This is a genomic window from Aestuariibaculum sediminum (genome assembly GCF_014596945.1).
Classification (GTDB): domain Bacteria; phylum Bacteroidota; class Bacteroidia; order Flavobacteriales; family Flavobacteriaceae; genus Aestuariibaculum; species Aestuariibaculum sediminum.
The window spans coordinates 181483-206834 of the sequence record NZ_JACVXB010000003.1 but is presented as its reverse complement, the minus strand read 5'-3'; the positions used below and the strand labels follow the sequence as shown (position 1 = coordinate 206834).

The 25352-nt window shown below is 33.7% G+C and carries 18 protein-coding genes; 7 read left to right on the top strand and 11 right to left on the bottom strand.

The annotated features are described in order from the left end of the window. Positions 1-24 precede the first annotated feature (24 nt). On the bottom strand, positions 25-774 hold the full coding sequence (locus ICJ83_RS08565) for a GDSL-type esterase/lipase family protein (protein ID WP_188229972.1): 750 nt from the start codon (positions 772-774) through the stop codon (positions 25-27). A 341-nt stretch (positions 775-1115) separates the two neighbouring features. On the opposite strand from ICJ83_RS08565, the gene ICJ83_RS08560 reads away from it, so the two are divergent. Further along, the gene (locus ICJ83_RS08560) at positions 1116-2609 is read left to right on the top strand and encodes a retropepsin-like aspartic protease (protein WP_188229971.1); all 1494 of its coding nucleotides are present in this window, start codon (positions 1116-1118) and stop codon (positions 2607-2609) included. Between the two features lie 39 nt (positions 2610-2648). Beyond that, on the top strand, positions 2649-3104 hold the full coding sequence (locus ICJ83_RS08555; RefSeq protein WP_188229970.1) for an RNA methyltransferase: 456 nt from the start codon (positions 2649-2651) through the stop codon (positions 3102-3104). A 61-nt stretch (positions 3105-3165) separates the two neighbouring features. Here the strand turns inward: ICJ83_RS08555 and ICJ83_RS08550 are convergent, their stop codons facing one another. The 8 genes from ICJ83_RS08550 to tsaD all read right to left on the bottom strand — a co-directional run bounded on the left by ICJ83_RS08550 (position 3166) and on the right by tsaD (position 12823). Continuing rightward, positions 3166-4752, bottom strand: a complete 1587-nt coding sequence (locus ICJ83_RS08550; protein ID WP_188229969.1) for an arylsulfatase — start codon at positions 4750-4752, stop codon at positions 3166-3168. A gap of 3 nt (positions 4753-4755) precedes the next feature. Continuing rightward, complete coding sequence (locus ICJ83_RS08545; RefSeq protein WP_188229968.1) at positions 4756-5934, bottom strand: THUMP-like domain-containing protein; 1179 nt, start codon at positions 5932-5934, stop codon at positions 4756-4758. Between the two features lie 6 nt (positions 5935-5940). After that, positions 5941-7029, bottom strand: coding sequence for an AI-2E family transporter (locus ICJ83_RS08540; protein ID WP_188229967.1), 1089 nt, complete (start codon positions 7027-7029; stop codon positions 5941-5943). A gap of 41 nt (positions 7030-7070) precedes the next feature. Continuing rightward, positions 7071-9425 carry a glycoside hydrolase family 95 protein gene (locus ICJ83_RS08535; protein WP_188229966.1) on the bottom strand — a complete coding sequence of 785 codons (2355 nt, stop codon included), beginning with the start codon at positions 9423-9425 and terminating at the stop codon, positions 7071-7073. Positions 9426-9533: 108 nt separating this feature from the next. Then, positions 9534-10034: a TrmH family RNA methyltransferase gene (locus ICJ83_RS08530; protein ID WP_188229965.1), complete on the bottom strand. Its 501-nt coding sequence runs from the start codon at positions 10032-10034 to the stop codon at positions 9534-9536. Between the two features lie 400 nt (positions 10035-10434). Beyond that, positions 10435-11076, bottom strand: a complete 642-nt coding sequence (locus ICJ83_RS08525) for a DUF4159 domain-containing protein (protein WP_223154666.1) — start codon at positions 11074-11076, stop codon at positions 10435-10437. Positions 11077-11086: 10 nt separating this feature from the next. After that, a complete protein-coding gene (locus ICJ83_RS08520; protein ID WP_188229963.1) occupies positions 11087-11797 on the bottom strand; it encodes a 16S rRNA (uracil(1498)-N(3))-methyltransferase in 711 nt (236 codons plus the stop codon). Between the two features lie 3 nt (positions 11798-11800). Beyond that, positions 11801-12823, bottom strand: a complete 1023-nt coding sequence (tsaD, locus tag ICJ83_RS08515; protein ID WP_188229962.1) for a tRNA (adenosine(37)-N6)-threonylcarbamoyltransferase complex transferase subunit TsaD — start codon at positions 12821-12823, stop codon at positions 11801-11803. Positions 12824-13057: 234 nt separating this feature from the next. On the opposite strand from tsaD, the gene ICJ83_RS08510 reads away from it, so the two are divergent. The 5 genes from ICJ83_RS08510 (at position 13058) to ICJ83_RS08490 (ending at position 21817) form a co-directional block, all read left to right on the top strand. Continuing rightward, positions 13058-17449 (top strand): translocation/assembly module TamB domain-containing protein, encoded by a 4392-nt coding sequence (locus ICJ83_RS08510; RefSeq protein ID WP_188229961.1) that lies wholly within the window; start codon positions 13058-13060, stop codon positions 17447-17449. Positions 17450-17608: 159 nt separating this feature from the next. After that, positions 17609-18595: a 6-phosphofructokinase gene (pfkA, locus tag ICJ83_RS08505; RefSeq protein WP_188229960.1), complete on the top strand. Its 987-nt coding sequence runs from the start codon at positions 17609-17611 to the stop codon at positions 18593-18595. 17 nt (positions 18596-18612) lie between these two features. Then, positions 18613-19614, top strand: a complete 1002-nt coding sequence (gap, locus tag ICJ83_RS08500; RefSeq protein WP_188229959.1) for a type I glyceraldehyde-3-phosphate dehydrogenase — start codon at positions 18613-18615, stop codon at positions 19612-19614. An 84-nt stretch (positions 19615-19698) separates the two neighbouring features. Further along, positions 19699-20562, top strand: coding sequence for an N-acetylglucosamine kinase (locus ICJ83_RS08495; RefSeq protein WP_188229958.1), 864 nt, complete (start codon positions 19699-19701; stop codon positions 20560-20562). Between the two features lie 22 nt (positions 20563-20584). Beyond that, a complete protein-coding gene (locus tag ICJ83_RS08490; protein ID WP_188229957.1) occupies positions 20585-21817 on the top strand; it encodes an ATP-binding cassette domain-containing protein in 1233 nt (410 codons plus the stop codon). A 71-nt stretch (positions 21818-21888) separates the two neighbouring features. Here ICJ83_RS08490 and ICJ83_RS08485 read toward each other — a convergent pair whose 3' ends face one another. Together ICJ83_RS08485 and ICJ83_RS08480 are read right to left on the bottom strand one after the other, a co-directional pair. Further along, positions 21889-22788, bottom strand: coding sequence for a transglutaminase family protein (locus ICJ83_RS08485; protein ID WP_188229956.1), 900 nt, complete (start codon positions 22786-22788; stop codon positions 21889-21891). A 3-nt stretch (positions 22789-22791) separates the two neighbouring features. Then, a complete protein-coding gene (locus ICJ83_RS08480; protein WP_188229955.1) occupies positions 22792-25350 on the bottom strand; it encodes a circularly permuted type 2 ATP-grasp protein in 2559 nt (852 codons plus the stop codon). Positions 25351-25352: the final 2 nt, after the last annotated feature.

The window sequence follows — 25352 nt, the reverse complement described above, 5'->3', positions numbered from 1 at the left end:
TTCGGAGTTTTTTATTTGTTTTGGTTATTTTATAAATCGCATAAGAATAGGTTTTTCAAAAGAAACCCATTTGTTATAGCCCTTTTGGTTAAGGTGTACGCCGTCGTAAGTTAAATCCTTTTTGAGAGCGCCTTTATCGTCAACGAATTCAGTATATAAATCGATAACCTTATAATAGCCTTTGGTTTCATAAGTTTTTATCAAGTTGTTAGTACGTGCAACATCATCATTTAGATAATCTCTGCGAGTGGGCAATATGCTGCGTACATAGACTTCCGTTTTTGGCGATTTTTTATGAATTATTTTTGCGATTTTCAATATATTTTTTGCAATGTATTTTACCGATGGTACGTTCTTAATGTACTTAAAACGTTGGTCGGTATCTTCGTAATGTAAACTGGATAAATCATTTATTCCAATTAGTATAAATACCGCTTTTGGTTTGTAATATGTTATCTCATCTAAGCGTTTAATAACTCCATCTGTAACATCTCCACCTATGCCACGATTATATATGTGGTTGGTGTTAAATTTTTCATTCCAGTTTCGGCCTTGTTCTGTTATACTGTTACCCAAAAAAACAATTTTACCATATTTCAATGGATCGTCTTTAAAGGTTTTAATGCGTTTTTTATAGTGATTAATAGTCCAATCATTGTGGTATTTCGATGTTATTTCTTTAGTTGGGTATAATTCATGATTTATGTTGGATTGCGCAATACTTGTTGCGCTAATAACTATTAATAAAATAGTAAATAAGGATGTTGTTTTCAATTTTAGAATTAGTTGTTAGTTGGAATTATATGAATGCAATACTTCGAAAATAAGAAGAATAAGTTGATTGGCATTCTATTACGTTAAAAAATGAATTTCCTAAAAAAATCATAAAAAATAGATTGTAGTAAGGGTATTTGTTTTTTATGAAGTTTTAATAAAAAGGAACCTTTCCGATGCGTTTTATGAGAGAGAAACATTTAGGGAGGGAGAATTTTTGTTCTCACTAGACTTTATTTCTTTATGATATAAGTTTGAATTAGTCACTCATGTTAGTGAGGTAAATAAAAAGGGTTGCCCAAAAAGTAACCCTTTTTTAACGTTTAAAAGTAACTATAATTATGAAAATCTGGAGCATTACATTAATACTATTAATTGTATTTAAAACCTATTCACAGGGAAATACCGAAGAGTTTAATACCTTAAATGCCTATAAATCTTGTATTCTTAAGGGAGAGACACAAGATATTGAGGACTTTATTTCTGAAGATTTTAGAGTAGGGGTTTATCAAAGCCCAATGGCAACAAAGTATTTTGGAGATGTAATTGAAAATATAACGCGCCCCAATACAATGTTTTGGGATGCCGTTTTAGAAAAGCAAGGGAAACGATACTGTAAAGTTCATTATGTGTTTTCGGATCACGAAGAGGTTTCGAATGTGATTTTTTCTAAAAAAGGAAAACTACTTTACAGCGATTATTTAGATAAAAAAGCATTTAATTTTGATCGCTACGGAACATCAAAAAAAGTAGCAACTATTCCCTTTAAATACAACCAGGGAGCAATTATATTAAAGGTGAAATTAAATGGGTCTGAACGTGAATTAAATATGTTGTTTGATACAGGAGCCGATGGGTTAGCGTTAAAATCAGACTTACAAAAAGCCATGAATGTAAAGGTTTCTTCTAAGCGTAATGTATTTGTTCCAGGGGGGGAGATAACCGTAAATTATTCCAAAGAAAATAGTATTGAGTTAGGCGATTTTAAATTGGAGAATCAAAATATGGTCATGTTCCCTCGAATTCGTGAAGGTATTGATGGTATTGTTGGAGGTTCTAATTTTTTTAGAAATTATATTACTGAAGTTAATTTTGAATTATCTCAAATTCGATTGTATACATTTGGAGAGAATAATTTTTTCGAAGATTATGAGGTAACTTCATTTAGGTATTCACAGGGCGTTCCTACCATTCCAATTGTTATATCATCCCAAGGTAATACTTTTGAGTCGGAATTTATTTTAGATGCAGGAGCCAATTATCAAGCTATAATGTTTGGGTCTGGTACAAAGCAACAAGATGAGGCTTTATTAGCTCAGTCCATGAGGCCATTGTTTACAACTTATAACACAAGTGTAGGGCATAAAAACCCTGTTGAAATGGGATTAGTTGATAGTATAAGTTTTGCGGGTTTAACGTTTAAAGATGCTAGCTTAGCTGTTGAAGCTTATGATGCTGAGCGCCATGCCGCACATGAGGTATTAGGGTCCATAGGAATTCAGTTTTTAAGGCGTTTAAACTGGGTGATAGATTTAAATACTTACCATTTTTATACGCAAAAGCATACCGAAAGTATGTTGCCATTGGATTTTGTTTTAGGAGATTATCTATTAGGTTATGTGAATAATGTTTTAGTAGTTAAACGCCATTTAAAAGAGGTTGTGGTAACCTCAAATACAGATGATTTGACATTAAAACAATGGGATAGAATTATGAGTATTGATGGGGTGTCATTCAAGGATTTAGATTCAAACAAAATTAAGGAATTTCAAAAAAATAAGAAAGTACCAATACAAATTTACAGAAGAGGGCAAATGCTAAATATTGAGATCTAGCCGTAAGTTTGTTCAATTTAAGTTTTTTATTTTTGCCCTATGGATAATTTTACAAATGAATTTTTCGGAATAGGCATTCAAAATGGAAAAACACCCGAAAATTTGGGCGTTTTGTGGCGATCGGCACAAAATTTAGGGGCAAGTTTTATTTTTACCATAGGAAACCGTTACGCTAAACAGGCCTGCGATACGCATAATGCAGTAAAAGCAATGCCTTATTTTCATTATGAAAACTTTGATGATTTTTTTAATAATTTACCAAAGGGAGCGCGATTAGTAGGCGTGGAGCTTACTGATGAAGCCGTACCTCTGGAAACCTTCCATCATCCAAGACGTTGTGTGTATTTGTTGGGAGCAGAGGATCATGGATTATCTAAACTAGCTATAGAAAAATCACATTTTTTGGTGAAATTTAAGTCCGAATTAAGCTTGAATGTTTCGGTTGCAGGAAGTATTGTTATGTACGACAGAGGAATAAATAAACCACGCTCTTAGTAGAGCGTTACCTAATAAAATATAAATGGAGTTTAGGGCTCCATTTTTTATTTTATTGATTTTAATCTACAGTTACAAAATGTCTGCCATAACTAATCCAACCATTTTCCAAATTACCGTCACATTTTTTAAGTAGTTCATTTTTTAAGGTATTCACCTTTTCTGGGTACTTTATTGAAAGATCGTTTTTTTCCCTGTAATCATCTGGAAGGTAGTATAATTGGTAAATTTTACTTGGCGCAAAGTATCTCAGCTTCCAACCATCGTGAGTGACTAAGGCAGGGCCCATAAATGAGGCAAAAACTATGGATGAATGCCCGTCCTTAGTGCTGTTATTCTTTTTAAATAATATATTTTTATAGGATACACCATCTTTTTCTTCTTCAATATTTACATTTAGCATGTCGGCCATCGTTGCCATAAAATCGTAATTAGCAACTAATTGATTTGATATTTTCCCACCTTTTATTTTCTTTGGCCAATACACAAATAAAGGCACTTTAACACCACCATTCCAGTTACTTCTTTTTAATCCAGCCTGACCACCATTTCCGTCAAAAATATCTCCACCTATTTCACTGTAAAATTTATCGGTGATATTATTGAAAGTTTCACCCGTCTCCATATTTTTATAGGGTTTTGTAGGCTTACCTTTGTAATCATAATACAATTCATGTCCATTATCTGAAGAAAAAATAATCATGGTATTTTCGGCGATCCCAAGCCCATTTAATTCAGCCATAATGACACCCAAATCATCATCTAATCTTTTTACCATAGAAGCATAGGCTTTTTCAAGTTGACTTAGTTCATCATTAAAAGCAACTTCCGGATGAATAGTTGGGATAGCAACAGGACCATGTGGTAACTGTGTTGGGTGATATAAAAAGAAAGGTTGTTTTTTATTGTTTCGAATGAATTCAAGTAATTTATTTAAGAATAAATCCTGTGAATACACAGATTTTCCGTTCATATCCCAACGTGCTTTTTCATGTTCATCAGAACCTGTTTCTCCTGTTTTAGCCGCATCAGGATGGGTGTTTCCTGGAATTGTAATGCGTTTCCCATTTTCATGTAAAAACATAGGGTAAAAACCATGACACTGAATATGATCGTAGTAGCCATAATGATAGTCCCAGCCATGATTATTCATTTGTTTTGTAGTCGTTTGAAAACCATAATCCAGTTTCCCAATTTCACCTGTTACATAGCCTGCAGCTTTGAATATTTGCGGTAAGTAAGTAATGTCGGGTTCATCACCAATTGCATCATTAATTCTGTTTTGAACCGATTCTTCTTTAGTAGGGTTAGTAGCCACTTCTTTATAACCCTTGCCACTGGTTAGCACGTATTTATTATTGCGACAATCATTATATCCTGTTATAAATGTTGCTCTGGATGGCGCACAAAACGTACTCGAATAAGAGTTGTTAAACACCATACCTTCTTTTGCCAATCTATCTATGTTTGGAGTGCTAATATATTTTTGACCATAATACGATAGCATTCCAGGACCTAAATCGTCGGCCATAATAAAGATAACGTTTGGTGTGCGTTTTTTTTCTTTTTTTTGAGCCGAAATCCAATGGATACCGATTAAAAAAGCAATGACAAAAGTTATGACAGAATGATATCGTTTTTCTTTCATGTTTTATATTTTTTCACATAAAACTACAATTTTGTTCTCTTGATAATCGGTTGTGAAAAACAAGTAGGTATTCCCTCCATCTTTAATTTTGAATTTTTTACGAAGTTGTTCAACCGATTCAGGGAAATTTCGCGTAGTGATATTGGCTTTTGTAATCCCCAGCTTTTTTAGTTCCTTTTTGTTATATTTCACAATACGTTCAATTTTAAAACGTCTTCCAGGAAAATCTAGAACATTTTCACTTGTATATAAATGTGAATGCTTATGTAATTTGTAAATTTTAAGTTGATTACTAATGGAATGAAATCCACCAGCTTTTAATATGGCACTGTTAGGTTCGTATAAATAGTTTAGAGGTTCACTGTAATTAGAGGTTAAATTTTTTTCCTCTTCAAGTGAAAAATTAAATTTTTCGTTACTTGTTATTTTTAGGTTTACAGTTTCTATAGAAATTGCACCTGAAAAATCTTGTTCCAAAATCCACAACAGTTCTTTAACTTCGTTGTTTAAGGCCACGACATGAATGGTTTTAACATGTTTTAACTCTTCGATGCCAATGGAAAAATCGAGTAGAGGAGAGGTTTTAGTGAGTATATTTTTCGATCGGCTAAATAAAAGGTTTAAATGCTCAGGTACGTTAGGTAAACAGTCATTTAAGAAAAATACTTTGCCCTTACTGTCGTGACGTCGTGAGGGGTCTATGTAAATCCAGTTGTACGTGTTGTTATGATTTTTAAGATATTCTAAACCATTGCAGGCATGTGTTTCAATGTTTGCAACAGCTAGTTGCTCGTTGTTATGTTTAACAATGGAGGATAGAGCTTCGTTAATTTCGCAATGGGTTACTGTTTGAAAAATTTTTGAAAAGTAAAAACAATCAACTCCAAAACCGCCTGTTAAATCTATTATAGATTCGCCTGATAAAAGTTGTGCTTTATAAGCCGCAGTGATTTCAGAGGAGGTTTGCTCAATATTTAACTTATTTGGGTAATAAATATTTTTTGTATTGAACCAAATCGGTAATTTTTTTTCACATCGCTTTTTGGCTTCAATTTGTTCTATGATGTCTTTAGAGTCAATTTGGCGAAATGGTGTGCCTTTAAGTACCAATGTAGAAATGTTGGAATTTAAGTTTTTATTTATAAATTCTTGAACTTCGGTATTTAGAATGTCAATATTCAAAAGAGGCTATAAATCTTTAGTCAGTTTTTTAACAATACTATTTTCTGATAAAAATTCTTTTAAAATTACTTTTATCGCAGTATACACGGGAACTGCCAAAATTAATCCAATAACACCAAATAAAATACCAGTAATTAAAATAACCAGAAAAATTTCTAAGGGATGTGATTTTACACTTTTTGAAAATATAAATGGCTGACTAAAAAAGTTATCGACCAGTTGCCCGATTATGAATACAACAAAAACCCATAAGGTTTTAGGTAAAATTACGACGCTAAAACTTTCTCCCAAATGGCTTGTCATGGTTAAGGTTAGCATTAATGCAGCACCAATAAGCGGACCAACATACGGTATTAAATTAAGTAGTGCGCATAGAAAGGCAATGACAATAGGATTCTCGACCCCTATAATAAGAAGTCCGGTGGTGTATATTATGAACAATATGGATATTTGTAAAATTAAACCAACAAAATACCGCGATAGTAAATCTTTAATTTTGGTTGATGAATTTTTCCATTGCAATTCTTTATTGTCTGGAATAAAGGTTAAAATGCCATTTTCAAATAAATGACTGTCTTTTAAAAAGAAAAAAGAGATAAACAAAACTGAAAACAACGCAACACTGAAACTACCAACACCGCTAACTACCGAATTTAAAAAGGCAGGTATTAAGGATAAATCCAGTTTCGACATCAAATTCCATTCTTCAATTGATTGCTCTAAATTTATATTTCTAATACTGAAATGATTTACAATTTCACGGTATAAATTATCGATATTAGTTTGTAATTGATTTATATTTAAGAGCGATAACTTATGGCCTTGTTCTACAATTAAAGGAATAAACATAGTAACTAAACCAATAACAGCACCTAATAAAAATACTATAGTCACTACAACGGCCAAAGTGCTCGAAAACTTTAGTCGACTTGTTAAAAACATTACAATTGGTCTGCCAATTAATGATATTACAGAAGCAATTACCAGATAGCTAATAACCGATTGTATTTTATAAAAGAAAAAAAGCAAAAGCGCAATACCAACCAAAATGGCTATGGCTCTTAATATACCGTTCGCAATGATTTTTGAGTTCATTTAGTAAATATAGTAAATCGGTTAAGAATTTGTTTACATGCTTAAAAATTAGGCTTAAAAGTATATGTTTCTCCTTTTTTTAATGTAATTGTTTCACTAAAGTTTTTATAAATAAGTTTAAATTGATAATTGTAAGCAGAGGTAATTTTAGCTTCATCAAGGCTGTTGTTGCTCCATGACAAATTTAATGTTAAGCCTCCTCTTGCTTTTAATCCTTTTACAAAACCATTTTTCCAAGCGTCGGGTAATACGGGTAAAATACGAACAACATCCTCTTCATGCGATTGAATTAACATTTCGGCAATACCTGCAGTGTAACCAAAATTGCCGTCAATTTGAAATGGTGGATGTAAATCGAATAAGTTTTTCGATATCGATTTTTGAAATAATAATTGTATGTGCTCGTGTGCCATTTTCTCGTCTAACAATCGGGCACTACAGTTTATTAACCAAGCACGACTCCATCCGGTCCCTGCTCCGCCGTGGTCTAATCGATAATCTAGTGTTTTTCTTACCGCTTCAAAAATTTCGGGATGGCTTTCTTTTGTGACGCTATTTCCAGGGTGAAATCCATATAAATGAGACATATGCCTGTGTCCTGGTTCCGGTTCTTTATAAGGTCTGTCCCATTCTAAAATTCGTCCGTCTTCCCCTAAAACAAAGCCTGGTCGAAGTTTGTTTTTTTGTGTTTTAATTTTTTCAATAAAGTCATTATTAATATTTAGAATTTCACAGGTTTTTAAATAGTTTTCAAATACTTCATGAATAACTTGTTGATCCATAGCACTTCCCAAACAACTGGCTACGCTATTACCGTTAGCATTGATAAATTGATTTTCGGGAGAAGTAGATGGCGCTGAAATAAGCGTACCATCTCTTGGATCGACAATAATCCAATCACTGTAAAACTTAGTGATTTCATGAAGTGCGGGAAATAGCCTGTTTTTTAAGAATTTTTCATCTTTTGTAAATCTGTAATGTTGCCAATAATGTTGCATGGCCCATCCACCAGCACCCATGGAACAGCCCCAAAAAGCCGTTGGAGCACGCATCCAGGTAGGTACCCATAAATCGGAGGCATGAGGAATAAATGAACCCTCACAACCAAAATTAATAGAAGCTGTTGATTTGCCGCTTTCTACGAGTCTGTCTAAATAATCAAATAAAGGGTTGTTAAGTTCGCTTAAGCCTGTGACATCGGCAAGCCAATAATTCATTTGAAGATTTATATTTAGGTGATAATCAGCATTCCAAGGTGCATTTATATGTTGATTCCATAAACCTTGTAAATTGGCTGGATTAGTACCTTCTCTGGACGAAGCAATGAGTAAATAGCGACCGTAATTAAATAATAAACTTTCTAATCCCGTGTCTATTTCTCCTTTTTTTATAGCTTCTAGTCTTTCATTGGTTGGGATATTCGATTTATCATTATCATTTAACCGAAGCGTTACACGATTATAAAATTGTTGATAGTCTTTTATATGAGCCTTCTCAAGCTCTTCGTAAGTTTTCGAACCTATAGATTTTAGATCCTTTCTATTTTGATTACTATAATCTTCAAAATAATAGGATGTATTGTTAACAATATATAGGGTCGCTTGTTTAACATTTTTTAAATCAATTTGATTGTTTTTTGTAGCAACCGAGCCTCCTTGGATATTTGTTTTTAGAGCTGTTTCAAACTTAACACCGTTCAAAATAGGTGAAGGTTCAGAATTAAATTTGCCTTCACGCTGTGTTACTTCACCTTGCATGATAAGCAGTCCTTCATCTGTAGAAAAGGTGGTTGCAGTATCAAAACTAGCGTCTTTAGGTCGACTTAGCCTAAGGATGGCATTTAGCCCATTTGGGTCTTGGGTAGTTAATTTTATGACAATAGCCTTATGCGGATGCGAAACGAAAATATCTTGTGTAAATTGATGTCCGTTTGCTTTAAATGTTACTTTAGAAGTGGCCTTTTCGATGTTTAATTCGCGTCGATAATCGGTAATGTTTTCATGTTGGTAATTGATAAATAGATCACCTAGAGTTTGATGTGATCGCACAATAGATTTTCGAGAAAATTTTTCAACAAAAAGGCTGTCAGCGGCCTTATTATTGCCAACAAATAAATAAGATCTAATATTTTCAAGATCTTGTTTGTTGCCTTCGGGCTCTACCCAGCTAGGATCATTTCCTGGCCACATAGAATCATCGTTTAGTTGTATCCGCTCGCTAATGGGGTTTCCAAAAACCATAACACCTATTTTTCCATTGCCTAACGGAAGGGCTTCATTCCAGTTTTCGGCAGGACTGTTGTACCAGAGGAGATGTTCCTGACCTTGACAGATTGATATAAAAAATAGCAGTAAAAAAAAGAATGGATTAAATTTAATGTGAATTCGGTAACTCATTTTAGTTTGTTGTTTAAAAAGTAATTGGTTTACAAAGAAGATCAAAAATACCTAAAAATAGGGGGGATTATTCGTTTTTTAACAGTGGTTAAATTAAAAAATCATCGATTACCTGAGTTGTTTGGTGATTTCATATAAGGCAATGTTTGTAGCCTGAACGACATTCATACTCGTGTTTTGCCCGAACATATCTATATGTATAACAGCATCGGCAATGTTTAATATAGATTCAGAGATACCAAAGTTTTCATCACCGATAACTAACGCTAGGGGGTGATTAAACGGGAAATTAAATTTGTGAATGGGATGACTATTTTCGGTGATTTCTAAAGCTATTATAGAAACCCCTTCTTCCTTGAGTAGTTTAACTTCATGTAACGCCGATTTACAAATAGCATATTCGACTACTTTTTCGGTAGCTCTTGAGGTTTTAGCTGTTTTTCTTCCTAAGTTAATCCCTTCACCGCAAAGTATGAGTTTCTGAACTCCGAAAGCGTCGCAAATTCTAAATAGACTTCCAATATTAGGCGCATTAGTTACCTGGTCACTAATTACTGTAATAGGAAATTTTTGTGTTTTAAAATTTGAAGTATAATGTGTGAGTTGCATTTTTCTATGCTAAAAGTTATTAGGTATAGGTTAATAGTTGAAATTTGAATTATATGAACATTACTTCTGAATCTAAACCTCACTTTTGATTAAAATTTGAAAAAGAATTTTGTTACTACAAGTGCATATTTGCTTTGAATTTTCTTGATTTTGAAACAAATTTCACTCGCAAAATTCATTGAAACTGATGAAAATTAAATTAATCCAATAATTGTTTGTAACGACTTAAATCTACAGTTTTCATTTCAATAAAAGCAGCATAAATTATAGAAAAAACGACAATCAGTACTATTAGCTTCAAAATTAAATAGAAGACACTTTTCCATATGTTTGCTTCTTTATAGTCAAAAAACAGGTCGATTAACATTTCAATAAGTCCATTCATCTTAAAATTGAAAGGTTAATGCTCAAAAACATACTTTATAATATTCGCTCCCATCCTTAACGCTTTTAGTCGCACATTTTCAGGGTCGTTATGTACTTCGGGGTCTTCCCAGCCATCACCTAAATCACTTTCAAAAGTAAACAATAGGATAAGTCGGTCTTCGTGAAACATTCCAAAAGCTTGAGGTCTTTTACCATCGTGTTCATGAATTTTTGGTAAGCCATCTTGAAAAGGATAAACGCTGTTATAAATCTCATGATTCGCTGGTAATTCAACGAGCGCTTTATCAGGGAAAACTTTTTTGAGCTCTTTGGTTATATAAGGCTGCATTCCGTAATTATCATCTATGTGTAGAAAACCACCAGAGATGAGATAATTTTTAAGATTTTCAGCGTCGGCGTCACTAAAAAATACATTGCCATGGCCGGTTATATGTACAAAGGGAAATTGAAATAAATCGGGGCTGTCTACTTCTACGGTTTGCACTTTTGGATTAATACGCGTGTTTATGTTTTGGTTGCAAAAAGAAATTAAATTAGGTAATGATGTGGGGTTTGCATACCAATCGCCACCACCTTTATATTTTACAAATGCCAGTTCTTGGGCGAAATTAAAAAACGTGAAAAGTAAAAAAGTAACCGAAGCAAGCTGTTTCATACGTAATTTTTTAGACATTTTCATTTATAAAAGCAACACTGTGGCAAGCTACAATGGCGGCGGTTTCTGTTCTCAAACGCGTGTCACCCAAAGTTACAGGAATAAAGTTTTTAGCCATAGCCATTTCAATTTCATTTGAACTAAAATCGCCTTCCGGACCAATTAATATGGTGGTATTTGTTTTGCGTTTCAATTCTTTTTTCAAAGATTTTCTATCGGTTTCTTCGCAATGTGCGATAAATAAATCCCCATTAATTTCTTGATTAATAAATTCTTTAAATGTTGTTGCCTCATGAAGTTTCGGCAGGTAACAGTTTAGCGATTGTTTCATAGCCGATTGCAGAATTTTTTCAAATCTATCAGCTTTTATTACTTTCCGTTCACTATGATCGCAAAAAACTGGGGTAATACTTTCTATGCCAATTTCGGTAGCTTTTTCTAAAAACCACTCGTAACGATCGTTCATTTTTGTAGGAGCTACTGCTAAATGTAAATGGCAAGGTCGTTTGGCTTGTAGCTCTTTTGATGTTACCGTAACCACACAATTCTTAATGTCGGCAACGGTAATTTTGGCGGTAAATAACCAGCCTTTACCGTTTGTAATATGTAAAAGGTCTCCTATGCGTTTGCGCAACACTTTTATAATGTGTTTACTTTCTTCTTTATCGAAAGTAAATTGGGTGCTGTCTTCAGAAATATTGGGGTTGTAAAATAATTGCATGACTTAAATTTTTAGTCTTGCTGAAGCAGCTACGCTTTGGTCGGCAAATTCGTTTTCTAAATATTTTAAATGTCCAACAATTGCAATCATCGCGGCATTATCGGTAGTGAATTCAAATTTAGGAACATAAGTAGTCCATCCGAATTTTTTTTCACCATCTTTTAAAGCTTGTCGAATTCCTGAATTGGCTGATACACCGCCACCAATGGCAATGTGCTTGATGCCTGTTTCTTTGGAAGCTTTTTTGAGTTTATCAATTAAAATGCCAATAATGGTGTATTGAATGGAAGCACAAATATCATTTAAGTTTTCTTCAACAAAATTTGAATTTTTTTTAGTCTCATTTTGAATGAAGTATAAAATGGCTGTTTTCAATCCAGAAAAACTAAAATTTAAGCCATCCACTTTTGGTTTTGTAAACTTAAATGCCTGAGGATTTCCTAATTTGGCACGTTTGTCTATTTCGGGGCCAGCAGGGTAACCCAAACCTAGAATTTTTCCACTTTTATCAAAAGCTTCACCAACGGCATCATCAATGGTTTCTCCAATTACCGTCATCTCAAAATAACTGTCGCAACGAACAATTTGCGTATGTCCTCCGGAAATAGTCATAGCTAAAAACGGAAAAGGCGGCTTATCGAATCCTTCTTCATCTATAAAGTGCGCTAAAATATGCCCTTGCATATGGTTTACATCTATTAAAGGGATGTTTAAACCATAAGCTAAGGATTTAGCAAACGAAGTACCCACCAATAGTGACCCCATTAAGCCGGGACCTTTAGTAAAAGCGATAGCATGCAATTGTTCTTTAGTAATACCTGCTTTTTTTAAAGCTTGATGTACCACAGGAACAATATTTTGCTGATGCGCTCTGGAAGCCAATTCGGGAACAACACCACCGTATTCTTCGTGTATTTTTTGATTAGCAATAACGTTACTTAAAATGCGACCATTATGCATAACGGCAGCAGCCGTGTCGTCGCATGAAGACTCAATCCCAAGAATGTAAATATTTTGTGTAGCCATTAATAAGAATTAGGCATAATAATTGTTAATTTTGAAAACAAATAAACAATCTGAAATTATTTGTTTTATCGTAATTACAAAACTACTTAATTATTTTATTAATAGAAATGTAAAACAAGTTATTATGTTTTCTTTAAATTGATAAAACAGGTGGTTGTTTGCAAATTTTTAATTTAGACGCATATTAAAAAAGTCCTCAAAATAATACTTAAGCTTTTAGCACTTTTTGTGCTGATGTTCATCATATTAATACTGGTGCTTACTATTCCATTTGTGCAAACCCAACTTGGTAATTATGCGACAAAAAAATTAAATGAAGAGTTTAAAACGAATATCAATATTGATCGCGTAAGTATGCAGATTAACGGCGATATTGAATTGAAAGATATTTATATTCAGGATTATAAGCAGGACACATTAATTAGTGTATCTGAATTGAATTCATCTATTATTAGTTTTAAAAATCTTGTAAATGGGAAACTAGCGTTTGGTGATATCGATTTGGAAGGTTTGGTGTTTAATATTGTAACTTATAAAGATGAACCCGAAACAAATTTAGATGTTTTTGTAAGAAGATTTGAAGATGATAATCCAAGAACCGAAAAGAGTAATTTTTTAATGTCTTCCAGCGATGTATCCATTTACAACGGAGTTTTTAGGCTATTAAATGAAAATAATGAAACGGCTAAAGTTTTAGAGTTTAAAGATTTAAATATTAATGCTACTAATTTTTTGATTAATGGTAGTGATGTAAGTGCGCGTATTAACACTTTAAATTTTAAAGACAGTCGGGGGGTAGTTGTTAAGAATTTAACCACTAATTTTTCGTATACATTAACCAATATGACTTTCGCTAACCTCGATATAAAAACACCTAATTCGAGGTTAAAGGGGGATTTAAAATTTGATTACCTCCGAGAAGACCTTCAGTATTTTACAGATAAGGTTTCGGTTACAGCTAGTTTTAATGATTCTTCGGTTTTATTAGATGAATTAAATACCTTCTACGATGAATTTGGAAAAGGTCAAGAAGCATTATTCAGTGTGGATTTATCAGGAACCTTAAATGATTTACAAACAAAGAATCTACGGTTAACAACCAGTAGAAATTCACGTATCTATGGCAACATAAATTTTAAGAATCTATTTAGTAAAGAAGATGATGACTTTTACATGAACGCCAATTTGTCAAATTTAACTTCTACGTATGGCGATTTAAAGGGGTTATTGCCTAATATTCTGGGTGAATCGATTCCGTCTTCTTTCGAAAGACTTGGTAAGTTTACAATTATTGGAAATTCACAGGTTACAACATCTACAGTAATTGCAGATGTCATTATCGATACCGAATTAGGTCTGGTAAATTCAGACTTAAAAATTACTACGATTAATGATATTGATAATGCGTCCTACAAGGGAAAGGTGATTTTCGAAAAATTTGATTTTGGAACCTTTTTAGAATCGCCAAAAATAGGAGAGGCTTCCTTAAATTTCGATGTACAGGGAAAAGGGTTTATCACTGAAACAATTAATACGCAAGTTAAAGGTGACGTCTATGAGGTCCTATACAACAATTACAATTATAAAGGAATAAAGGTTGCTGGTAATGTGCGAAATAAAATTTTTGATGGAAATTTTATTTCAACCGACGATAACTTGAAAATGAATTTTTTAGGCTTGGTGGATTTTTCAGAAAACATAAGTAAATATGATTTTGAGGCCAATGTAGGTTATGCTAATTTAAATGTTCTAAATTTCGTTAAAAAAGATAGTATCTCCATCTTTAGAAGTCGTGTAAAAATGAATATGAATGCGAGTAGTTATGACGACGCCTACGGTAGAGTCGTATTCGAAAATACTTCGTATAAAAACCAAAACGACACCTATACCTTTGATAAGTTTGAAATATTTTCAAGGTTTGAAAATAGTACGCGATATATTGGGATAAACTCACCCGATATAGTTGAAGGCGAATTAAAAGGAAGATTTAAGTTTAGAGATTTAAAAAAACTGTTTCAGAACTCGTTAGGGCATATTTATACCAATTACGAACCACATAAAGTATCGAGCGATCAAAGTATCGATTTTAATTTTAAAATTTATAACAAAATTATAGAGGTGTTTTATCCTGAAATAGAACTGGGCAAAAATACATTTATTCGCGGAAGGGTTGAGAGTGATGAGAATCAGTTTAGACTAACATTTAAATCGCCCGAAATCAAGCTTCTCGATTATTTTGTGAATAATATCGAACTGCAAGTAGATAACAGTAACCCGCTTTTTAATACCTACATTGAAGCCGATAGTTTGAATACCAAGTATTACGATGTTTCTAAATTCAGTTTAATTAATGTTACTGTAAATGATACTTTATTCATGCGAACGGAGTTTCAAGGTGGTAAACGGAATAAGGATATTTTTAATTTAAGTTTTTATCATACCATAAACGAAGAAAATAAGTCGGTAGTAGGGTTTAAAAAATCAGATTTTACTGTAAAGGATTATACCTGGTATATTAACGAAAACAACGATAGAAATAATAAATTGTCGTTCGATAAAGACATTTCAGCTTTCGATATTGATCGTTTCGTAGTCAGTCATGGAAATGAAGAAGTACGGCTTTCAGGCTTTGTTAAAGACTCAACCCAAAAGGATATAAAGCTTAATTTTGATAATGTGAGTCTGGCAAAAATTATTCCTGATATTGATAGTTTGGCGCTCGAAGGTCGGGTTAATGGAAAGTTAGATATATTGCAACAAAATGGTAGTTATTTACCAAATTCAACCATTGTAATTAATGATTTTAGAGTTAATAAATTCGATTTAGGATCGTTTGATGCTTCCATTACAGGAAATGAAAATTTGACAAATTATAATGTTAATATTGCTATAAAGGACGATGAAAAAAAATCGTTTAGGGCTATAGGAGATATAAATGTATTGGGTAAAGCCTCGAGTATCGATGTCGATTTAGAGTTTAATGCGTTTAATTTGCAGCCTTTAAATCCATTATTGCAAGATGTACTTTCAAACATAAGAGGATTGGCAACTGGTGTAGTCAAGGTAGAAGGAAACTTAAATAAGCCAGATATTAATGGAGACATGGTCTTGAATGATGCTGGATTAGGGGTGCCTTATTTAAATGTAGATTACGATTTTGCACAAAATTCTTCCGTATCCTTAAAAGATCAAACGTTTTTCTTTAATAAAATACAGCTTACAGACAGTAAGTACAAATCCAAGGGACAGTTAAATGGAGCGGTTAGTCATGTTAATTTTTCTAAATGGAATCTCGATTTAGATATTAGAACACCAAATTTACTGGTACTGGACACGCCTGAAACTGAAGATGCTTTGTATTATGGTACCGGTTTTATGGGCGGATATGCTACGTTAAAAGGACCAACAGAACAGTTGGTAGTTAGTGTTTTGGGAGAAACAAAACCAGGAACGGTTTTCAAAATACCCTTAAGTGATACAGAGTCGTTTGGAGATAATACCTACATACATTTCCTAACAAAGGAAGAAAAAGACGCCAGAAGAAGTGGAAAAGAGATTGTATTTAATGAAATTGAAGGACTGGAACTCGACTTTGATCTCGATGTAACCGAAGATGCCGAACTAGAAATTATTATCGATAAGGATTCTGGACATTCATTAAAAGGGAGAGGACGTGGCGGTTTATTAGTTGAAATAAACACTAACGGGAAATTTAATATGTGGGGTGATTTCTCGGTTTTTGAAGGTGTTTATAATTTCGCATATGGCGGTTTAATTCAAAAGCAATTTATAGTTCAGCCGGGAGGAACAATTAATTGGGAAGGCGATCCACTTGACGCCGAATTGAATATGCAAGCGGTGCTAAAAGAGCAAACCAATCCGTCGCCTTTACTGGAAAATCCTATAAACCGAAGTATTCCAGTAGAGCTGTATATCGATTTAAAAGGAGAACTTACGCAGCCTACACCAGAATTTAGCTTTAAATTTCCAAACGTAAATTCAACGATAAAATCCGAACTTCAATACAGTTTAGAATCTCCAGACGACAGACAAAATCAGGCCCTGTATTTAATATCTACAGGATCATTTTCCAGAGGTTTAAACGAACTTAACTTTTCTGGTACAATTGCCGACAGGCTTAACGGTATTATTAATGGTATTTTTTCAGGCGGCGATGGTAAAGTTAATATCGGATTGAATTATGAAGCCGGAGCCAATCGTCCCGATTATCAAACGGGTGACCGCTTTGGGGTAACACTACAAACTAAAATTACCGATCGTGTCCTTATTAATGGTAAAGTTGGTGTACCTGTGGGTGGAGCAGGTGCTTCAGAAACAGTCATCGCCGGGGATGTGCAAATAGACTTTTTACTTAACGAAGAAGGTACGCTCACAGCAACAGTTTTTAATCGCGAAAATAGCATAAGAAACTTTGGAGAAGGTATAGGCTACACCCAAGGTATTGGAGCCTCTTACAGTGTCGATTTTGATACATTTAAAGAGTTAATTAGAAATCTTTTCAAGAAATCCGAAAAACCTGATCCGGTTTTTAATGATACCACTCAAGTTATTGAAACTTCGGCAATTCCCGAATTTATTAAGATGAAGACCGCTAAAGACCAATAATTGTTGATTTTGCATTTCGGAAATCACATTTTTTCAGCTATTAATTGTTTTTTTTATTAACTAAAACGTTGTAGTTTTAAAAGCCTCATTAAAATGCAATGAATGCCATAGATATATGGTTTTTCTTTACTAATTTTACTTTCATATATAAGAAAATTTATGTCGAAAAAAATAAAAAAAATTGCAGTTTTAACATCAGGAGGCGATTCACCAGGAATGAATGCTGCCATTCGTGCTGTCGTTAGAACTTGCTCATATCATAATATACAATGCATTGGAGTTTACCGTGGTTATGAAGGCTTGATTGACGGCGATTTTGAGGAACTTAATGCAAGAAGTGTAAAAGGAATTATAAATAAAGGAGGAACATTTTTAAAGTCGGCACGATCTAATAGGTTTAGAACCCCTGAAGGGAGAAAACAAGCCTATGAAAAAATAAAGGAAATCGAAGCCGATGGTTTAGTTGTTATTGGTGGAGACGGGTCTTTTACGGGAGCCATGATTTTTAATCAGGAATTTGGTTTTCCAGTAATGGGTATTCCAGGAACTATCGATAATGATATTTTTGGTACTTCACACACTTTAGGTTTTGATACCGCATTAAATACAGTGGTAGATGCTATTGATAAAATTCGTGATACAGCGAGTTCGCATAACCGATTATTCTTTATTGAAGTTATGGGGCGTGATGTAGGGCATATTGCACTAAACGCTGGTATTGCAGGTGGTGCTGAAGAAATTTTAATACCCGAAGAAGATTTAGGTTTAGACCGCTTGGTAGAATCTTTAAACCGAAGTAAAAAATCAGGAAAAACATCTAGTATCGTTATTGTTGCCGAAGGGGATAAAATAGGTAAAAATATTTTTGAACTTAAGGAATACGTAGACGATAATATGGAAGGTTACGATGTAAGAGTATCTGTTCTTGGGCATATGCAACGTGGTGGTGCACCATCATGTTTTGATCGTGTGCTAGCGAGTAGAATGGGGGTAAAAGCTGTGGAGTCATTAATAGGAGGGCAAACCAATTACATGGTGGGTCTGTTAAATGGTAAAATGGAACTTACTCCAATAGAAAAAGCCATTAAAGGAAAAACAAAAATAAATTTAGAATTATTGCGTGTTTCAGATATCATGAGCACTTAACATTTATAACAAAGATTATGTCAAAATTAAAATTAGGAATCAACGGATTTGGAAGGATAGGTAGAATTGCTTTTAGAGTAGCAGCGTCAAGACCAGATATAGAAATAGTTGGTATTAACGATTTATTAGATGTAGAGCATTTAGCTTACTTACTAAAGTATGATTCTGTACACGGTAAATTTAATGGAACTGTTGAAATTGAAAATGGAAACTTAGTAGTAAACGGAAACGAAATCAGAATTACTGCCGAGCGTAACCCAGAAGATTTAAAATGGGATGCTGTAGGAGCTGAAGTTGTTTTAGACTGTACAGGTATCTTTACAACTTTAGATAAAGCACAAGCCCACATTACAGCAGGAGCTAAAAAAGTTGCAATTTCTGCACCTTCTGCCGATGCACCAATGTTTGTAATGGGTGTGAACCACGATAAAATTACAGCTGCCGATACTATCGTATCAAACGCGTCTTGTACTACAAACTGTTTAGCACCAATAGCTAAAGTTATTAATGATAACTTCGGAATTGTTGAAGGTTTAATGACAACGGTTCACGCTACCACAGCAACACAAATGACTGTTGATGGTCCTTCAAGAAAAGACTGGAGAGGTGGTCGTAGTGCATTAGCTAATATTATCCCTTCTTCTACAGGAGCAGCGAAGGCAGTTGGAAAAGTAATTCCAGAATTAAACGGAAAATTAACTGGTATGGCTTTCCGTGTTCCAACTCCAGATGTGTCTGTAGTTGATTTAACAGTAAGAACAGAAAAATCTGCATCTTGGGATGAAGTTAAAGCAGCTTTAAAAGCGGCGGCAGACGGGCCATTAAATGGTGTATTAGGTTATACAGAAGAAGCTGTAGTTTCTCAAGATTTCGTATCAGAATCAATGACCAGTATTTTCGATGCTGAAGCAAGTATTGCATTAAATGATAACTTCTTTAAATTAGTTTCTTGGTACGATAACGAGTTTGGTTATTCAACTAAATTAATCGATCTTGCTCAACATATAAGCAAAATATAATTTAATAGATTTTTAAAAGTATAAACACTCCACAGGTTATTGTAATAAAAGCAAATGTCTGTGGAGTTTTTTAATTAGTAGCTCATGATTTTAATTGTTGATAGTGGTTCTACAAAATCCGATTGGATTGCAGTAGATAAAGATGGAAATAAAATGCTGGAAAAGATGCGTACAAAGGGACTTAACCCTGAAATCATTTCCGAGAAAAAAATGAAAAGCATTATTAAAGACCATGAGGATTTGAAGGCCAACAGAAAATTGGTATCGCACGTGTTCTTCTATGGAGCAGGCTGTGGAACAGAAAAACCAAAAGGTGTTGTACAAGGCGTTTTAGAAGAGGTTTTTGTCAATGCTGAAGTTCATGTTCATGAAGATACTATGGCAGCCGTATTCTCAACAGTTAATACCGATACAGAAGCTGCAGTGGTTTGTATTTTAGGTACTGGATCAAATTGTAGTTATTTTGATGGTAAAGTGTTGCATCAGCGCGTAAATTCCTTAGGTTATATTATTATGGATGATGCATCCGGTAATTATTACGGAAAACAGCTTATTCGTGATTACTATTTCAACAAAATGCCTGAAAATATAAGAGTGGCTTTTGAAAGTAAGTATAACATGGATACCGATTATATTAAGTATAATTTGTACAAAAAACCGAACCCAAATGCTTATTTGGCTCATTTTGCTGAATTTATGTTTTTAAATAAAGATTCGGATTATATTTTAGAGTTGATAAAAAATGGTATTCGTCAGTTCGCAGATACTATGATTTTCCAATATGCTGAAGAACTTAAAAACGTACCAGTGCATTTTGCAGGTTCGATTGCTTATTTTGCTAAAGATCAAATAATAGAAGTTGCCGAAGAAATGGGATTCACCGTTGGTAATTTTGAGCGCCGACCTATAGAAGGGTTGGTTGAGTTCCATGTAAAAAACTTAAAATAATACTTAGAAAAACAGACACCTTTTGAATGAGCATTTAGCGATTTGCATTTCTAATAAAGTTAATAAAGAACATCTTATTGATTGTATTCAAAACGAAACCAAGTTAGGTACATGGTCTCATTTAAAAGGTGCTTTGTTTTCAGAAATAAGTATTAATAAATACATTAAAGAAGAACGATTACATGGCTCGTGTAACGTACAAACAGTTTCAGGTAATAGCCTTGAATTTTCTTCACAAGGCGAAAGAAAAAAGGCATTACTCAATTATATTATTTCAAAGAAACCAGAATATATTATCGTAGATAATGTATTTGGGAATTTAGATGTTCAATCACAGGAAGAAATAATAAAAACTTTATCCAAATTAAGTCATAAGGCAATAATTATTCAAATTCTAAAGCGGCAAGAAGACCTTTTACCTTTTATAGATAAGACATATCAATTTGATAATGGCAACCTCATAGAATACACAATAGAAGCAGAACAGGTTGAAATAAATAGCGCGCCTTTTTATGTTGAATTACCTCAGGCATACAGATCGTTTACAGATCAAATTAACCCAATTGTAAAATTTACTAACGTATCTGTAGATTATAGAGAACGCCCAATTTTAGCAGCAATAAACTGGGAAATCAAAGCGGGAGAATTCTGGCAATTAAAAGGGCCTAATGGATCAGGCAAAAGTACAATCTTGAGTATGATTTTTGGTGATAACCCAAAAGCTTTTGGTCAAGACATTACCTTGTTTGGGATAAAAAAGGGGAGTGGCGAAAGTGTTTGGGAAATAAAACAGAAAATAGGATATTTTTCGTCAGATATGCTTCGAGGATTTACAAGACTGGATTCTATTGGAAACATGATTGTTTCTGGATTTTTCGATACCATTGGTTTGTATAAAACACCTACCAACGAACAGATAAAAATTGCGCAACACTGGTTACGGGTGTTGGATATGTTTGATATTAGAAAACAAGACTTTTTATCCCTATCAAAAGGCTATCAAAGTTTGGTGTTAATTGCTCGCGCCATGGTAAAGCATCCACCATTACTTATTTTAGATGAACCTACCAATGGTTTAGATGATGCCGATGTTAAGCTGTTTACTGCCTTAATTAATAAAATAGCGAAAGAAACCGAAACTGCAATTTTATATGTGTCTCATCGAACAGAAAATGGATTAAATCCAGATTTTATTTATGAGTTAATTCCATATGAATCGGGATCAAAGGGGCAGGTGATTTTGACTAAACATTAATTTTTTAAAAGAATCGATGATTCTTTCAAGTTGTATTTTAGTTATCTATAAATCCAGAATAGAAATAACAATTATTTAACTTCATTAAAAGGTCTGATATCAACAGCTACATGCATTTTATTACTACCGGTACTATAAATTACACCTTTTAGTGGAGGTACATCATAATAGTCTCTACCCCAGGCTACAATAATGTGTTGATTTTTAGGTGTTTGATTATTCGTGGGGTCAAAATCTACCCAGCCAAATCCCGGAATATATAAAGAAAACCAGGCGTGCGAGGCATCAGTTCCAATTAGTTTTTCTTTTCCTGGGGGAGGTATTGTTTCAATATACCCACTTATATATCGCGCTGGTAAACCAACCGAACGAATACAGGCTATGGCAATTTGAGCAAAATCTTGACATACCCCTTTTTTTGCTTTAAAAACTTCGTGAATAGGTGTCGCTACGTTAGAGAAAGTGGGATCGAAATCAAACTCTGTATATATGCGCTGCATAAGCTCCAAAGCAGCATCAAATATGGAGCGGTTTGGTTTAAAAGAAACTTCGGCATAGGCCTTAATTTCGGGTGATATTTTTGCTATTAAAACAGACTCTAAAATGTATTGTCTGGCGTCTATAATGGCCTCGTCGTTACTTTTTAAAGCTTTTAAGGCATCTGCTAGGGTTATGTTTTTTGCTGTGGGAACATCATCAATATTTGGTTGGGCTTCAAAATTTCTCGACACTTTACTCGTAGCAGTAACTTTTAATGTTTTATGTTCCTTTTGAAGTGAAAATCGGGTGATATAATTTCCAAAAAAATCAACGCGCTCGGTTATTTCAGTAGGTTTCGGTGTTATTTCAAGTTTGTAATCCAAAAGTGTTTGACCACATAAAGTTTTTGGTTTTAAAGTTGCAATATTATGACAAAAAGTAACATAACTTTCGTAATCGTAACTGGTAGTATGAGAAACTTGAAAAACCATAATTTATGATAAAGGGAAATTTTGATTTATTAACTGTGTTTGCTGGTAAGAATGATTAAAATAGGTTCCCGACAGCGATAATGAGGTTTCATGAAGTAAGTCGCTTAATTCAGTAAGTTCCGCATCTAGACGCTCTCGTAAAGATTCATCTGAATTTAAAATCATTAATTCAGCAATATTAAGTTTAGAAATTTTAGCATTAGCTAGATCAATTAGCTTTTGACAGTTAGATTGATTTCCAATATTTTCGGTATACGGTAAGCGATCTATATCTTTTTGAATACGTTTAAGTCTGTAAGTTAAAGATTTTGGGTATTCTTTATCCAGTAATGTCAAATTAATAACGTTTTCTAAACTTAAATGTGATCGGTAACTGTACCGGTAAATATTTAAACTTTCATCACTACTAAGCAAAGCTTCTAATATATCATATTGCAAACGTTCATCGTAATTGAAAACCATAAGCGATCTAAACTTAGAAATTTGCATTAATGCTTGTTCGGTTTGAAGGCCAATAAAATATAGTAAAAGGCCTTGCTGAACGAGTATACTTTCTTCTATTAACCCCATGAAGGCAATAAGTCTGGTGATGGTACGATCTAAAAGCTTCGTAACTGTTGGTATAGTATAAACATTTGCTTGTTCGAATTTAGTCCACAACTTTTTTATCGAATCAAAAACGCGCCACATATCTTTAGACCATAAATTACGCAATGAATAATATGAGTTATTAAAACTATTCAAGGCTTGTGCAAAGGAGCCTAAGCGGTTTTTATCAAACAATAATGAAATAATTTCCTTTAAAGGGTTATTTAATAAAGCTTCGTTATTTTTTCCTGTAAATCCAGGAAAAGTTGAGGTGATATTCGTTAAAGCATGTAATAAATACACTAAACTTTCGGAGCTGGAAGTGTTCGAGTCATACTGCTCGTCACTCATCCTGTTAAGGATCATTCTTATGTAGCGAGCGGTAACGAGTGTTCGTCCTAAATAACGACCAGACCAAAATAAATTTTCGGCGGTATTACTAGGTAAATCGTTAATATCTGAAATGGAAATTTTACAGGTATTGTCCCAGGCATAATGTTTTATATTATCTTCCTGATCATTGGATAGTACCCACAGGTCCTTACTTACCCCGCCCCGCTGATTCGAAACAAACAAATTTTCTCGTTCCGGGGCTACCCTTACTAGTCCGCCTGGCATGACCTGATACTGGTCTTTTTTAGCAATAACAAAAGTTCGGCATAAAACTTTGCGGGCTTCTAAATGGTCCTTTACAAAATCGGGCGCTGTAGAAAATGTTATTTTTTCTTGAGCAACATAGCGATAAGGGTTTGCAGAAATATCTTTTTTTAAGGTTTCTAGAGCATTATTATCTAAAAATTCGCAAAAAAACAAACTTTCTCTATTGGAACGGTCTATGCGTTTTACTACAAAGTTCTTAATGTTTTTAAATACAAACTCACGTTCTTTTTCCTGGCCACACCACCAAGAAGCAATTTGTGGCAATATTAAATCTTCATTAAAAAAATGATTACAAATGGCATTCATAAAAGGTATTAAACCCGAATTTTCGAGTACGCCACTTCCAACAGGGTTAATAATACTAATATTTTTATTTCTGACCACATCTAACAATCCGGTAACTCCTAAATAGGAATCTTCTCTTAATTCTAAAGGATCCATAAAGACATCGTCTACACGTCGGTAAATAACATCAACCTGTTTTAGTTCCTTAAGCGTTTTTAAATAAACTTTTCCATTTCTAACTACTAAATCGTTACCGTTAACAAGTGGATATCCTAATAAAGACGCCATATAAGCATGCTCAAAATAAGTTTCATTTAGCGGGCCAGGCGTAAGTATAACTATACTAGGATTTTCCTTATTCTGTGGGGCAGCATCAATTAACATTTGATTGAAATCGTAAAAGAAGCCAGAGGATTGTTTTACGTTAATATCTTTAAATAAATTAGGTAAAACACGGTTCAAGGAATATCTGTTTTCCAGAGCATACCCCATACCCGAAGGTGCTTGCGTTCGGTCGTTAACCACCCACATTCTGCCATCTGGTCCACGTGCTAAATCTGAGGAATAAATTAATAAATGTTTAGAAGTTTTGTATTGAATTTGATCACATTGTCTTAAAAAACCTCGGTGGGCAAAAATGACTTCAGGCGGAATGATGCCTTTTTTTATAAGGTCTCGTTTACCATAAATATCTTTAATAATCAAGTTTAATAATTCAGCACGTTGCTGAAGACCTTTTTCAATAGTATGCCATTCGTTGGCTTTAATTATAAACGGAATGATATTTAAATCCCAAGAGCGTTGCATGCCTTGCGGGTCGTTGTAAACATTATAGGTTACGCCGTTTTCATCCATTAACCAATCAATTTCATTTTGCTTTGCGGTTAAGGTTTTTATGTCCATTTCGGAAACGTTGTCGAGCAACTTTTTCCAATTTGGATTGACGGTTAAATCAGATTTTAAAGCTTCATCATAATTTTTCTCTTTGGAAAAATAATTCTGAAATAATATGTTTAAATCTGTGGTCATCA

Bases quoted from the DNA above. Each gene is read 5' to 3' on its own strand.
- ICJ83_RS08560 (WP_188229971.1), top strand. From the start codon at position 1,116: ATGAAAATCTGGAGCATTACATTAATACTATTAATTGTATTTAAAACC.
- ICJ83_RS08555 (WP_188229970.1), top strand. From the start codon at position 2,649: ATGGATAATTTTACAAATGAATTTTTCGGAATAGGCATTCAAAATGGA.
- ICJ83_RS08550 (WP_188229969.1), bottom strand. From the start codon at position 4,752: ATGAAAGAAAAACGATATCATTCTGTCATAACTTTTGTCATTGCTTTT.
- ICJ83_RS08540 (WP_188229967.1), bottom strand. From the start codon at position 7,029: ATGAACTCAAAAATCATTGCGAACGGTATATTAAGAGCCATAGCCATT.
- ICJ83_RS08535 (WP_188229966.1), bottom strand. From the start codon at position 9,425: ATGAGTTACCGAATTCACATTAAATTTAATCCATTCTTTTTTTTACTG.
- ICJ83_RS08530 (WP_188229965.1), bottom strand. From the start codon at position 10,034: ATGCAACTCACACATTATACTTCAAATTTTAAAACACAAAAATTTCCT.
- ICJ83_RS08525 (WP_223154666.1), bottom strand. From the start codon at position 11,076: ATGAAACAGCTTGCTTCGGTTACTTTTTTACTTTTCACGTTTTTTAAT.
- ICJ83_RS08520 (WP_188229963.1), bottom strand. From the start codon at position 11,797: ATGCAATTATTTTACAACCCCAATATTTCTGAAGACAGCACCCAATTT.
- tsaD (WP_188229962.1), bottom strand. From the start codon at position 12,823: ATGGCTACACAAAATATTTACATTCTTGGGATTGAGTCTTCATGCGAC.
- ICJ83_RS08510 (WP_188229961.1), top strand. From the start codon at position 13,058: ATGTTCATCATATTAATACTGGTGCTTACTATTCCATTTGTGCAAACC.
- pfkA (WP_188229960.1), top strand. From the start codon at position 17,609: ATGTCGAAAAAAATAAAAAAAATTGCAGTTTTAACATCAGGAGGCGAT.
- gap (WP_188229959.1), top strand. From the start codon at position 18,613: ATGTCAAAATTAAAATTAGGAATCAACGGATTTGGAAGGATAGGTAGA.
- ICJ83_RS08495 (WP_188229958.1), top strand. From the start codon at position 19,699: ATGATTTTAATTGTTGATAGTGGTTCTACAAAATCCGATTGGATTGCA.
- ICJ83_RS08485 (WP_188229956.1), bottom strand. From the start codon at position 22,788: ATGGTTTTTCAAGTTTCTCATACTACCAGTTACGATTACGAAAGTTAT.
- ICJ83_RS08480 (WP_188229955.1), bottom strand. From the start codon at position 25,350: ATGACCACAGATTTAAACATATTATTTCAGAATTATTTTTCCAAAGAG.